This is a genomic window from Mesorhizobium sp. WSM4832, from assembly GCF_055811115.1.
In genome coordinates this window covers 183449-197256 of the sequence record NZ_JBVVQH010000007.1, presented here as the reverse complement: position 1 = coordinate 197256, position 13808 = coordinate 183449, and the positions used below count along the sequence as shown (strand labels likewise).

The 13808-nt window shown below is 56.8% G+C and carries 9 protein-coding genes and 1 tRNA gene; 2 read left to right on the top strand and 8 right to left on the bottom strand.

The genetic code is table 11. The annotated features are described in order from the left end of the window. Nucleotides 1-76: 76 nt before the first annotated feature. A complete protein-coding gene (locus AC0L2L_RS12630; RefSeq protein WP_473578753.1) occupies nt 77-1789 on the bottom strand; it encodes an HAD family hydrolase in 1713 nt (570 codons plus the stop codon). A 253-nt stretch (nt 1790-2042) separates the two neighbouring features. Here AC0L2L_RS12630 and AC0L2L_RS12625 point away from each other — a divergent pair, with 253 nt between their 5' ends. Beyond that, nucleotides 2043-2549: an anthrone oxygenase family protein gene (locus tag AC0L2L_RS12625; RefSeq protein WP_473578752.1), complete on the top strand. Its 507-nt coding sequence runs from the start codon at nt 2043-2045 to the stop codon at nt 2547-2549. An 80-nt stretch (nt 2550-2629) separates the two neighbouring features. Here the strand turns inward: AC0L2L_RS12625 and AC0L2L_RS12620 are convergent. The 6 genes from AC0L2L_RS12620 to AC0L2L_RS12595 all read right to left on the bottom strand — a co-directional run bounded on the left by AC0L2L_RS12620 (nt 2630) and on the right by AC0L2L_RS12595 (nt 11429). Continuing rightward, nucleotides 2630-2704, bottom strand: a tRNA-Gln gene (locus AC0L2L_RS12620). 96 nt (nt 2705-2800) lie between these two features. Continuing rightward, nucleotides 2801-3919: a glycosyltransferase family 4 protein gene (locus AC0L2L_RS12615; protein WP_473578751.1), complete on the bottom strand. Its 1119-nt coding sequence runs from the start codon at nt 3917-3919 to the stop codon at nt 2801-2803. Beyond that, on the bottom strand, nt 3916-5040 hold the full coding sequence (locus AC0L2L_RS12610; RefSeq protein ID WP_473578749.1) for a glycosyltransferase family 4 protein: 1125 nt from the start codon (nt 5038-5040) through the stop codon (nt 3916-3918). Before AC0L2L_RS12610 ends, AC0L2L_RS12615 begins: the two co-directional genes overlap by 4 nt. Before the next feature lie 123 nt (nt 5041-5163). Continuing rightward, nucleotides 5164-9840: an FkbM family methyltransferase gene (locus tag AC0L2L_RS12605; protein ID WP_473578747.1), complete on the bottom strand. Its 4677-nt coding sequence runs from the start codon at nt 9838-9840 to the stop codon at nt 5164-5166. Between the two features lie 36 nt (nt 9841-9876). Then, nucleotides 9877-10617, bottom strand: a complete 741-nt coding sequence (locus AC0L2L_RS12600) for an ABC transporter ATP-binding protein (RefSeq protein ID WP_473578745.1) — start codon at nt 10615-10617, stop codon at nt 9877-9879. Nucleotides 10618-10619: 2 nt separating this feature from the next. Continuing rightward, on the bottom strand, nt 10620-11429 hold the full coding sequence (locus AC0L2L_RS12595; protein ID WP_473578744.1) for an ABC transporter permease: 810 nt from the start codon (nt 11427-11429) through the stop codon (nt 10620-10622). A gap of 249 nt (nt 11430-11678) precedes the next feature. Here AC0L2L_RS12595 and AC0L2L_RS12590 point away from each other — a divergent pair, with 249 nt between their 5' ends. Continuing rightward, entirely contained in the window at nt 11679-12470 is a 792-nt protein-coding gene (locus tag AC0L2L_RS12590; protein WP_473578742.1) for a hypothetical protein, read from the top strand. A gap of 28 nt (nt 12471-12498) precedes the next feature. On the opposite strand, the gene AC0L2L_RS12585 is transcribed toward AC0L2L_RS12590, so the two are convergent. Further along, the gene (locus tag AC0L2L_RS12585) at nt 12499-13743 is read right to left on the bottom strand and encodes a class I SAM-dependent methyltransferase (RefSeq protein ID WP_473578741.1); all 1245 of its coding nucleotides are present in this window, start codon (nt 13741-13743) and stop codon (nt 12499-12501) included. Nucleotides 13744-13808: the final 65 nt, after the last annotated feature.

The following is a 13808-nucleotide window of genomic DNA, read 5'->3' as shown; positions in this document are numbered from 1 at the left end:
GAAAAATCATGCTCCAGCAAAGAGTTGGATCGGGAAGCCGGTTCAAGGAAACGTCATCCTGAGCTAGGGAACCAAGCTACTTTTCGGGTGCCGTGGCCGGGGCGGTATAGCGGCGGCGCACGGCGTCGATCACCAGCTTCCGGCTCTCCTCAGGCGATAGACGCTTGTCGTTCTCCGCCTCGGCCGTTTCGCGGGCGAGTTCCTTGTCCCTGATCTGATGCCGGAACCATTTGGAATAGTCGCCGGCGCGCAAATGGTATTCCCAGGTCTTGTCGTCGATGCCTTCCGCCATCTGGGCGAAGATGATGAGATTGTGGGCCCGAAGGTTCATCGCCTTCTTCTGCCCCGTGAAATAGAAGCTGCTGGCCTCGTCCAACTCACCCTCTGCATATTTGCGGCTGTGCCGCTTCAGCGACTGGTCGGGCTCGATCGCCTTGACCGTGAACGGCTTCTTGCCGTCATGCGGCCGCCAGAACAGCACCCTGTCGCCCTTGGGCAGCGGAATATCCTTTGGCGCCTTGAGCCCGGTTTCCTTGCAGAAGGTCTTGATCACGCCCTTTGCCTTGGGCCCGAGAGCGATCACCGCCGTCACCAGGCGCAACGCATCGGTGGAGATCGCTTCCGGATGGACGGTGATCAGCACTGTGCCGGGCAGTTCGATGGAAAGCACGGATCGCGTATCGCCGCGCCGCTTGGGCATCAAATGATGCGCCTCGTCGATGATCAGCCAGTGCGGCCTTGCAGTGCGATAGCGGACATTGCCGAGGCCGGGTAGCAATTCGGCGAAGAAATCGGGGCGCTCATCGACCTTCAGCGCCAAGCCGTTGACCACGACATTGGTCCCGGGCTTCTCGATCAGTTCCAGCAATTGTTCCTTGTTCGGCGCGGTCGAGCCGTTGCCGAGCGGCACCGCGCCCTTCAGTCCGTCATAGTCGCCCTCGGGGTCGAAGATGCAGAACTGCAAACCCTTTTCGACAAGCCGCTCGGTAAGCGCGGTCGCTAAGGTCGATTTGCCGATGCCCGAGCTTCCGGCGATCAAAATCGTCTCTGTCGGCGACAGATAAATCTCTTTTCCACGCGAGGTCCCGAGCAGGACGCCGCGCGAGCGTTTCCTGGCAATCAGATGATCGTGCTTGACCAGCCTGCGGATCAATTCCTCGACGCCCTTGCCGCGTTGTTCCTTGGTGACGAGATCGGCGGTTTCCTTCACGGCCGGCAGCGCGTTGGCGACCGCGACGCTGCAGCCGGACGACCTGAGGAAGGCGTGGTCGTTTTCAGCGTCGCCGACGGCCACGACATTATGCGGCGACAGCTTCAGGTCTTCGAGCGCCGCCGCCAGGCCGGTCGCCTTGTTGATACCGGAAGGCAGGATCATCACGGCGCCCTTGTTGAAGATGATCTCCAGCTCGAGCCCGAGTTTCTTGATGATGTCGAGCACTGTCGCCTGGTGCGGCTCCCAGGTGGCGACGATCGAACGGCCGACCGAGAGCGGCTTCACGCCGCGCTTCTTCAGCCTGTCGATGAGATCGGTGGAAGGCGAGGGGGCAATCGTGCGCTCTTCCTCGCTGGCCGGCGTGTAGATCAGCGCGCCGTTTTCGGCGACGACCTTGTCGAACAGGGAAAGTTCGGGGAACACCTCCTTGAGATCGGGCAGTTCGCGGCCGGTGACCAGGATGAGCTTGCGGCCGGATTTCTTCAGCTTCTCCAGCCCCGAGATCGTGCTTGCGTTGACCAGCCCGTCATGCGCCAGCGTGCCGTCATAGTCGGTGGCCAATGCCATGAAATACATCGGTTGAGCCTCTCCGTCGGCTGTCGCGCGACCCGCCGTGAATGAACAACAACGCCTGTCGGCGGAAAAAGTTTAGGCCGGCGCTCTGCTCCGCGGCGATAGCGGCATCTCGCCCGGCTCGGCGCATCATCGCGCCTGGTGCTCCGCCGGCCGGCAAACCTCCTTGCTCGATGGAACCCTGTCCGCACCGTCACGTTCGACTCCAAAGCATCGCTCCAACCATCGAAGTTGGCCGAAGCGAGAGGCCCAGCCGATGTATGTCTTCCTGCAGGTCCTGACGGTCATTCTCGTGGCGAGCGCGATGGCCATGGCTCTCGCCCATGCACTGGAGTTGCCCGGCAAATTGCGGCTCGGCAGGCAAGAGTATTTTGTCGTCCAACGGATCTACTACCCGGGTTTCACGATCGGAGGCGGCATCGCCGAGGTTGGCGGGATCGTTGCGACGTTTGCGCTGATGCTGACATCGAGCTCCGTCCGCTTCTGGCTGATCGCCGGCGCGCTGGTGGCGCTTCTCGTCATGCAGCTTGTTTTCTGGTTTATGACCCAGCCGATCAACAAATACTGGCTGCAAGAGGTGGAATTGACCTCACCGGCGAAGCGCTTCTTCGCAACCGAAGGCAGCGCGGGAGGTCGGCTTTCGCCAACGCAAGAGTGGACAGCACTTCGCAACCGCTGGGAGCTCTCGCACGTTGTCCGGGCTGCGTTGGCGCTGCTGAGCCTGGTCCTGCTGATCACCGCGATCGCCATCTACAGTGCCTGATGTCCGGCAGGTTTTCCTCTCAGCCCGCGCGGGCTTCAAGGGTGGGGTGGCCGGTCGTCCGGCTGGCATTTTCTTGGAGTTGGCTGGGGCGCCAGGATTCGAACCTGGGAATGTCGGTACCAAAAACCGATGCCTTACCACTTGGCGACGCCCCAGCAGGCGCCCGCTGCGCGCGGCCTTATAGGACGAGGCGGGAGAAAGCTCAATGCCAGCCGTGCACTAAACGCGGCCGCAAACCATGCAGTCGCCGGCTAGGCGCCGCGATTGCGCAGCCGGGTATAGAGCCCGGCATAGGCCTGCCCCATTTTTTCGGCGGTGAAGAGATCGCAGAACCGTTCGCGTGCCGCCCGCCCCCATTTTTCCGCTTCCTCGGGCGAATCGAGCAGGCGGTTGATGGCTTCGGCCAGTCGAACCGGGTCGGAAGGCGGGACGACAAGGCCTGTGACGCCGGCCTTGTTCACATAGGAGGTTCCGGTGCCGATCTCGCATGAGATCATCGGTTTGCCGCACATCGCCGCCTCCGCGAGCGAGACGCCATAGGCCTCCGACCGTTGATTCGAGGGGAAGACGAAACCGCTGCAGGCATGAAGCAGGGCCATCTTCTGCTGCTCGGAAACCTCACCGAGGAAAATGACATTGTCGCGGTTGAGCCTTTCGGCCTGAAGCTTCAACTGCCGTTCGATCGGTCCCGATCCGGCAATGACGATCTTGCACCGCACCTGGTTCGCGGCCTGGATAAGGATATCCAGCCCCTTGTAGTAACGCAGCACCCCGACGAAGAGGACGAACGGCCCCGACACGATCGATTGGCGCCAGGCGCTGTCTGCCGCCGTCGGCACGGGATAGGCACTTTCGTCTATGCCGATCGGAATGACCGTCGATTTGGCCGTGAAGCGCCTGAGAACCGCGCTCGACCGCAGATAGTCGGGCGATGTCGCGACGATGGCGTCGACATCGCCCAGGAAGCGCTGCATCAGCGGCTTGTAGAACGGCAGCAGCAGGCGCTGCTTGACGATGTCGGAATGGTAGGTGACGACAGCCGGCTTGCCGTGGCGCGATCTGAGATGGGCGATGTCCATCACAGGCCACGGAAAATGGTAATGCACGAGGTCGGACTGCCCGGCGAGCGCGTCGAATTTGCGGAAGACCTCGCGCGAAAACCCTGTCGAGGCCAGCTCGAAATCCAGCTTGGCTTTCACGGCCACATGGCCGCCGATGCGCCTTGTGTTTTCGCGCGGCGCGCTGCTCAGCGACAGGACCTGCGTTTCGACGCCATGGCTGGCCGTGCTTTCGGCGATGGCATGGATGGTCCGTTCCACCCCGCCGAAGCTGTCCGGCCAGTATGTCTTGAAGAAATGCAGGACTTTCAAACGGGCGTCTTTCGTCTCAGCCGGATGGCCTGCTCGAAGATCTGCAGCATGCCCTTGGCGTGGTTCTCCCAGGTGAAGCGCGCAGCGTTACTGCGCGCGCCGGAAGCAAGCTTTTGGCGCAATTGCGCATCGAGGCAAAGATGACGAAAGCCACTGGCGATCGCCTCGGCGTCGCGCGGGTCGACGAGCAAGGCGCTTTCGCCGGCCACTTCCGGCATCGACGATGTGTTCGACGTCAGCACCGGCTTGCCGAAGGATTGCGCTTCCACGATCGGGAAGCCGAAGCCCTCGTAGAGCGACGGCATGGCCAGGAACAGGCAGTTGGCATAGAGCGTCGCGAGCACGGCGTCGTCGACGAAGCCGGTGAAGATGATCTTGCCTTCGAGCCCGCCGCGGCGCACCTCGTCCGCCAGGCCGGTTTGTTTCCAGCCGCTGCCGCCGACGATGACGAGATCGCAGCCGGAGCGGACGCTGTCCGGCAGCAGCCCATAGGCCTTGATAAGCTTGCCGAGGTTCTTTCTGGGCTCCAGCGTGCCGACAAACAGCGCGTAGGGCCTTGCGATGCCGAGAGGTTCAAGGCTGGAAAAGCCGCCCGGCGCGGGCAGGGGCGTCGTGCCGGGCGCGATCGTGCGGATCGGCGCTCCCAGCCACGGAAACTCTGTCTGCAACGCGCTCGCCGTGGCGCTCGAATCGGTCGCCACGACATCGGCCCTGCGCAGCGCGGGCTTCATCAGCAGGCGCTCGCCGAGCAAGGTCCGCGCACGCATGGTTTCCGGCGCGTGCACCCAGACAAGGTCGTGGATGGTCACCACCCGCGCGATCCGGCTGTCCAGAGCCAACGGCAGGCGATGGGACGGCCCCCAGAAAACCTCGACCTCGTCGCGCGCGGCCGCGGCAGGCAGGATGGCCTGCCCCCACAATGCCCGCGCCGGAAGCGACCGGTATCCGCCCGTCCGCAAGGCAACGGCTCGCGGCAGCTCGTAATCGGCATTGATCGAAGCGGGAGCGTAGACGCAAACCTCGGCGCCCAGCGCCGACAGCGCCTTGATCGACTTGTGGACGAACCGGCCGATACCGTCGGTAGTCGATAAGAGGTTCCTGCCGTCGATGCCGATTTTCAATGGGGGCTCCGGAAACGGCTGAAACGCGGATTTCTGATCACTGTGCCAATGGTCGTGCCAATAATTCTAAGGTCAGAAGGGATTGCGATTGCCAAGGTACCAAATTCGCATCTGGCCAATTAGTTAGCGCTCTGACCCCAATCGCATCGTCACATCCGAGAAGCGCTTAGACAGGACTTTCCAGCTGTGTTGTCTGACCCAAACGGACTGATCCAATTTACGAGCCGATAGCAGACTTGGATTGTCAGCCCTTTCAGAGATCGAACTAGCAATCTGTTCCGGCTCCGTTGAAGGTAGGAAATCCACGGCCGCACGAACATCATCAAAAATTGGAATATCTGAACATAACACCGGAGTGCCTGAGGTCAGACATGTGCGTACTGCAGCGCTGCTTGATTCCGTTGTCTGTTGATATGCTAAAACAATCAAATCAAGGTTCGACAGTAACCTATGTAAATCATCATCTAGGATGAAATCCGTTCGAAATATCACTAAGTCCCTGAGACCAAGCTGCTCAATCAATTCCCTACATTGTGATGCATACCGTTGGGACCTTTCATCCAATGCACTGGTATACAAATGCAGACGAAAGCGGCGTTCCGCTCGGTTTAAAATCGCTGTGGCTCGGATAAGGCTTTCAATACCCTTGTGCGGTAGAAGGAAGCCAAACGTTCCAAATTCAAAGATGTCAGTATCACGGTTATTGTGCACCGGTTTCAGTTCTCTAGCGGACACTCCGTGCGGAAACAGTGTTGTGTTCTGGAGTAGGAGCGGGGATCTGGCCTTGATCAGATTAAGGTCGTTAATAGAATGAACGTATATGCTGACCCTTAGATTCCCAAAGATCAATATATTCCTACCATTCAAGTTATCACTGAAGTTCCTAGCGTTGTGTAGGAATACTACAATATGCTTATTTCTCAAGACCGACGATTGAACGATTTCGGCAAGTTCATCGATACTCATAAAAGACGGCTGATGCTGAATTACTACCACATCGATCGATGCGTCATTGGCCACAATTTCAGCTAAACCTTCAACTTTATGTGGGCTCCAAGTCCGCATAACGTCATATTCGTCGTCCCTGATGATATCTGACTCTACTGCATATGAGGCATACAGCCGTATATCTGAGATGGCGAAGCCAGACAAAAGATTTCGAGTGTATTCGGCAACGCCGCATCTGGTGTTCCAACTGGAGATAACGCCAACTCGTCGCGAAAAAGAGGCCGGCTCGGTTGTCAAGCCTTTTAGCTCCTCCAAGAACCCCGCCGTCCGCTTCGCGACGTGTGACCAGCGAAACTTGGATAGCAAGCGCTCGCGAAAATTGTGGGCGACCTCTATGCGCTCATCGGCGTTAGTCTCGAAGGCTTGCCGCAGCAAAACACGAAGATGATCGACGCTAGGCTCTGCCCAGTAGGAATCGGCCAAGCCAAAGTGAGTTGTGGCGTACTCAAATGTATAATCTATTAGCCAGGGATAATCTTCACCCAGCATATCCATATGTCCACCGTGGCCCGTTGTGATCACTGGAACCCCGGCAGACAACGCTTCTGCGACAGTTAACCCAAACCCTTCGCCGCGACTGGGCGCCACAACAAAATGGGCGGTCCGATAAAGCTCAGAAATTCGACCGTCATCATCCCAGTCTTCGTTTATGATGACAATGGTGGGGCAATTTGTGGCTGCCTGGTAAGCGGAGGCGAGTTCGTGTACGTTATTGTGAGGGTTTGGGAATGTCTTTATCACCAGCTTTACTGCGTCATCGCTGGAGAATTCCCGGGCGTACGCCTCTAGCAGTACGTCAACTCCTTTTCGCGGAAAGCAACTCGATATGTGAACAAAGGTAAAATCGTGAGGTTTGTTGCTGGCATCATTTAGGACTATATCAGTTGAAAGATGATCGACGCCTAGACCCGTTACTAAAATCGGTATTTTTAACCCATGATCCAAAAGAACATTTCTGACAAAAGTTGACATAACCGTTATGCCATCCAATGTTTCATTAAAAAGTTCAATCGACTGTAGGTCGAAGCTGGACTCTTCCCAGCCAAAGGAATGATATACCTTGATGTCGCCCTTCATACCTGTTGTAGTTATAGGATAGGTATACCGCAACGTTACCGACGGAGAGAAGCTCGGTTGGCATGAAGCCTGGTAGAGAGACCAAGTTGCTGGGTCTACCTGCCTTTCCTGTATCGCAAAGTTCGCCCCTTCTGTGGGGGATGGGCCGAGAGCCACTTGTCCGCCAAGCTGACTAAGATTCAGGGCAACTGCTCTATTTACGATCGCAAGGCTGTAGGAACCTACAAATGGACCTTCGACAACGATTGGTCCCGGAAATGGATCGTCCAGCGCCTGTAAGTCTAGATGTGTGGCTTTGAGTTCGGAAGTTTCGATCAGCCTCCGGATTTCCGGTAAAATTTTTCTGAACTCAGGTAAGTGCTTATAGGTCGCGAATATTCTCCGCAATGTTATGTGGGGCAAATTAGGGGATCTATTTTTTAGAGATTCCTGGATATAGTGAAGAACTCCATTGACACTTTTAGTGCGGTATATGTCAATTAAATCAGGTGGAACCCCGCGCATTTCAAACTTTTGGTACATTTCGGGAAAACGTTCCAGCACCCATAGGTCCGCGTACTTCATCCATGACACGTTCATGTTTACAACAATAGCCGGAGAACCGACCCAATATGCCGGCCGCTCAAGCAACTTATTCAAGACGTAGTTTGTAGTCGGCACGCATGTGAGAAGGGATGTGAAGGGACTCCCTTTGGTATCTTGGGTGTAAGCGGCGATGGCATGATCTTTACGGAAGATGCAGCAATAGATGGCGGTAAAAAAATTATCCGTGTTAGCGGCGATCTGCCACAAATGACGTACAAATAAGCTTTCGGTCGTGTTTGCTATCGGGACTTGAGCACGGAGGATGCCCTCGACGCCGCCCGCCTCTTTAATGTCCATATTCGTATAAGAATAATTCGTATAGACGAGTTCAGCCTCCGGATGGTTCGTGATGGCGTCTAGGACCGCTTTTATTCCACTCTCGATAACAATATCGTCATCTCCTACAATCCAGACGTATTTGCCACTAGCGTGAAGAGCCGTGACGCCGAGATTGCCGAGCATCCCAACATTTTTTAGGTTTCGAACAGAAGTGAAATTATAAGAATTTAATAGATTCGATACAACAGATTCTGTATCATCCTCGGATGCGTTGTCGCAGACAAGAACTTCTACTCTGTTGCCAAACTGCGCCGTGATAGTGAGAAGTGTCTCTAGCGAGTGCTGAAGCCACGCAGCTCTGTTGTAGGTAGTGATGCAAATCGAAAGCAGAGGGAAGGCCTCAGAACTATAAGGCTCTGCCCTAATTTCTTGTTGAGTGTGGATGCCGGACCACAGCGCGGAAATGCTCCTACGGCCAACTTGCCTTCCTCCATAAGCCTGGCCGAGGTCTGGAAAGACGGGTCGCGCCTGACCGAACGCCAGCAGTTTTCGCTTTATGGGCGGTGCCACCGACGCTCCAATCAATATGGCCGGTTTAATAGCCGGGTGAAGTCGAGCGAATCTCAGAGCTCCTTCGAGTCGAAGTCGGAGAGCATCCTTTGAAGCTCTCATCAGATTTTTGCTCAAACGCGCCGTAACTCGCCGCGGGCGACTGCCAGGCTTAAAAGTGGCCCATGCCCAGATCCCGTGTAGAAGGAAATTAGCCGCGTTGCGCGAAGCACGCATCGGCATCGTGATGCGCCATGAGGTCGACGCATGCATTGAGGCAAGCTGCCTTTCCAAGGCCGCTCTTTCGTCCCGCGCGCGAGCCGCAAACTCGTTCCTTGCAACGCGCTCGTCTACAAGTGCGGCTTCCAGTGCTGCCTTGGCGCCTTGCTCCTCGGACAAGGCTGCTTCCAGGTTAGCCTTAGCATCCTGCTCTTTAGTTAAGGCTGCTTCTAGGTCGATCCTGGCACTTTGCTCGACAGAAAGGGTTTCTTTCAGCGCAGTTACAGACCTTTCTGCGCTGGCAAGAGACGCTTCCGCTTCTGCTCTCGAGCTGCTCTGCTCGGCAAGCTGCTGGCGAAGTGACGCTGTTTCAGCATTAATCTCGCGCGAAAGCCAAGAAGTGCTGCTTATTGCGAAGTTATCGAAATAATTCGGGCCGACATTGAATAAATGTTTGAATTCTAAATGAGAAAAACTTAGATAAAACCTGTTAAGGCCGTCGAAATAGGCAAATTCATAGCCAAGGTCTAGAAGGGATGGTTCCCAAATCTCGTGGTTCTGCTCGGGTGAATTTGGCTTTGTGCTCTCGATGACGACAACCCACGGCCGGGCGGTGGATGGGAGCCAGCTCTTTATCACTTGGAGTTCCATGCCCTCTACGTCGATTTTCATCCAGTGGATGTCTCGATTGACGTAAGGGAGCAGAATTTCTGAAAGCGGTTGAGACAAAACCGAAAGCTTGTTGACTTTAAACCCCTTGCTTTCGTGCATTCGTGCAATGCTCTCGTCACCGGTGCTCATGCCGGTATCGGGGATCTCAAAGAATGTGATTTCGCCCGCTTCCTCGGCGACAGCTACTTGAATCACTGTTTCGTCGGGTCGTGCTACCCGTATTCTTTCCGCGTACTCAGCTGTCGGTTCGACATGAACGCCTCGCCAGTTTCGCTCATAGAAGGCAAGGCTCACGGAATCGACAACAGGGTCGTGGGCACCGATGTCGATATAGAAGCCTCGTTCTACGTGACCGAGCACGCGCCAGAGAATGACGTCTTCAAAATTCTGGGCGTAAGACGTGATTGGCATCGTCTACAACCTCTCTACTTTGCTTTCGTTCGAGTCTTAGCCGAAGTAAGCCGGCAGGACCTCGGTGGTAGGCCCGTCCATCCGCACGCGGCCGTGCTCCATCCATAGAACGCGGTTGCAGTTTTTCCGCAGCAACTCGTGCGAGTGACTGGCAAGGACAAGGATCTTGGTTGTATTGACGATCTCGCGCAGCCGCTTGTCGGCCTTGTGCTTGAAATCCTCGTCGCCTGTCGAAAGCCATTCGTCCATGACCAGGATTTCCGGTCGGATCGCCGTGGATGTCGAGAATGCCAGGCGGAGCTGCATGCCGGATGAGTAGGTCCGGAACGGCATGTCGAGGAAATCGCCCAGGCCGGTGAACTCGGCGATGTCGTCGAATTGCTCGCGCAATTCGTCCCGCCGCATGCCCATCATCGCCGCACGCAGCTTGATGTTTTCGCGGCCCGTCGCTTCCGGGTCGATGCCAAGCGAGATGTTGATGAGCGACACGCACTCACCGTGGATCACGGCCGACCCGCTGGTCGGCCTATAGATGCCGGACAACACGCGAAGCAGCGTCGTCTTGCCGGAGCCGTTGTGGCCGACGAGGCCGATCCGGTCCCCCTCTTGCACCGAAAAGCTCACATTCTCGAGGCCGCGCACGATGACATGGCCGTCGGTACGCCGGTCGATTGCGCCGCCGGTTGCGACACTGAGGACCCTGTTCTTGAGCGAGCGGCTTGCCGCGTTGAACACCGGAAATTCGACCGAGACGCCGGTCAAAGTGATGGAAGCCATACTCAAAGCCAATACGGAATACGATGACGATAGTGGCCGAACAGCAGCAATGCGACCGTCCAACCGACGACTGCGAACACCAGGCACGCAATCCAACTGGTTGCTGATGGCAGTTCGCCCAGAAACGGATCCCGCACGACACCGATCAAATGATAGAAGGGATTGAGGTCCAACAGCAGGTGCGAAATGTCTCCGGGCAGCGTTTTGGGCATCCACATGACCGGCGTCAGATACAGGATTACCTGCAGAAGGTTCTGTATCATCTGTGTCATGTCGCGATAGCGGGCGCACAAAACGCCCACGATGAGCATGATCCAGAGCAAGTTGAGCGACAAAATGACAAAGCCGGGTACCGCCAGGAAAACATCCCATGTCGGCATGCGTCCGACAGCCAGGAGCACCAGAGGATAGATCAGAATGTTATGGCCGAGAATGATGGTGTTGCGATAGAGTGTCCGCAACACATGGGTGAACAGTGGCATGCGCACCTGAAGGATGATGCCCTCCGCTCCTATGAAGGCAGTGCAACCCTCGTTGATCGCGCTCGAAACGAAATTCCATATGATCAGGCTGACGCAGATATACGGAAGAAACTCTTCCATCGGCGAGCGGAAAAGCGTGCCGAAAACGAACCCCAAGGCGCCGATCAGCACGCCCATGTTGATCGTCAGCCAAAACGCTCCTATGCGTGAGCGACGGTAGCGCTGGACAACGTCCTGCCAACTGAAGGTCGTTGCAAGATGGTGTTTCTCAAGCGCAGCCCTGATGTCGGCGAATGCCTCTGTGAGGAAGCCTGTTCTGGTCGGCAGCATATATTCCGTTCGTATGTTCTGCCCAGGCCCCACTGTGCGCGACTGGCGATACATTATTGCCTTGGGGACATCAAGTTGATGAGCGGTCTTTTCCAGCCGGATTGCGCAAAAGCGTGCTAGCTACGGCGAAATAGCCCGGCGATTGCCAGCGAGACTTTCTGGTGAGATTACCGTGGGAGGCTGTAAGTGATCGCCTGCTTTCAAGGTCACCATCGGCGTTGACCAGGCAGCAACATGGAGTGAAATACCGTGGCATTTCGCTTCGCGAGGTTGAGGAGCTGGTTTGAAAAGCAAGCGTCCAGACAAGACCGTCCGATCTATTTCCAGCACATCCCCAAAACGGCCGGTGTTTCAGTGAGGACGTGGCTGCATTCCCACTACGGCGACCGCCTCTGTCCCGCTTGGCTCGCGGACGATTTGGTGAGGCTAACGCCGGAACTGCTGCGCGACTACCAGGCTTTCGCTGGACACTTTCACAGCTATCTCGATTCGTATCTCGGCCGCAATCTCGTGACGGTCACCGTCCTACGAGAGCCGGTGGCCAGAACGCGCTCGCACTGGCACCACGTTCGCCGAGCGCCCGAGCACCCCCATCATCTTAGAATCACGGGCCAGACCTTTACCGACTTCGTGATGGACGACCTAAATCGGGTAATGATCGAGGACTACCAGGCTCGGTATCTCATGAAACTACCGCTCGGCCTAGAGGTACTGACGAGTCGCCTCTCCAAGGCCGACATCACACTGCCCGTCCTCTCCGAGGCACTGGAGCAAACGTCGCTACCTCTCCTTAAACCGGAGCTGTTGGAGGGCGCCATGGCGGCACTCAAACGTATGGCTGTCGTCGGAGTAACCGAGCGCCTTCACGATTTCCTCGTCCGCGTCGCCGAGGTAGCAGGTATCCCGTCGCCCCCGGAGAAGGCCGTGCCATATGCAAACGCCACGGAACAGAACCACGCCGAGGCACTCTCACCGGAAGCGCTTCAGAGGCTGCACGACCTCACGCAAGTTGACCGGAAAATCTATTACGCGATCATCTGACGTCCCGGACGGCCAATTGCAGAGACTTCTATATGATCTCTATCTCCGGGAACGGGAAGATGAACTTGCCGCCGTCTGCGAGATATTCGCGTTCCCGGCGCAGGATCCCGTCTTTGAAATGCCAGGGAAGGACCAGAAAATAGTCCGGCTTCATCGCGCGAGCTTCCGCCTCGGAAATGATTGGGATGTGCGTTCCAGGCGTCATGCGGCCAAATTTCTCCGGGTTGACCTCGGCGATGGCAGGGATTTCGGCAGCAGTGAGGTTGCAGAATTGCAGGACGACATTGCCCTTGGTGGAAGCACCATAACCCAGCACCTTCTTGCCGTCGGCGACGAGCGCCTGAATGAGGCGCGACAGATCCTGCCTGTGCCTGAACACGCGCTCCTCGAAGTCGCGGAAGGGCCGCGGCGTGGACAGCCCCATGCGATCCTCCTGATCGAGCAGCCAATCGATGACCGCTTGATCGGGCTTGACGCTTTTGTTGCCCTTGTGGGCGGCGGTTACGGCGAAACTGCCGCCATTGATGTTGTTCATGACGACGTTGACGACCTTGAGCCCGGCCGCGTCCAGGATCTTCACTACGACTCCCAGGGAATAATATTCGACATGCTCGTGACAGATCGTGTCATAGGAGTTCAGGCGAAGCATGGACGGCATATAGCTCTGTTCGAAATGCCAGATGCCGTCTTCGGCAAGCACTTCGGCCACCTGACGGGCAAAGGCGATAGGGTCTTCAAGATCGTAGAACATCGCAATGGACGTCACGACCTTGGCCCGCCTCTGCGAGACGCCGCGATATGCCTCGGCGGAGAAGAAGTCCGGCACCAGCTTGACGTCGTCCGGATAATACTGCGCGAACTTCTTGCCCGTAGGGTCGATGCCTACTCGCGTCAGTCCAGGAATTGAATAGGCCTTGAGCGTCGTGCAGTCGTTGCTGCCGATATCGAGGACGACGTCGCCGCCGCGCGGAGAAGCCAGCCGCTCCAGGAACCGGACCTTGTGCGTCAGATGATCGACCATCGATTGGTTCAGGCCCGAGCGATAGCCGTAATTGTCGCCATACATCTCGCCGGGCTCATAGGAATGCTTCAGCTGCAAAAGTCCGCTTGAGGCAGACCAGACCAGTTCGAGCGGACCTTTGGTCACCGGCTCGGCGGCGGATTTCGGGAACACGCCCGTGAGCGCCTGCTGACCGAGATTGAGGACAGAGACGAGATCCTTTTCCTTGCCGACACGGCAGGCTTCGATGGCGTGGTATCTTACCTCGGTCATGATTTCTGTACTCTCATTTGGCATTTGGTGTTGGAAGGGTGTCGGGTTGCCGCTTTGGGAAGCAG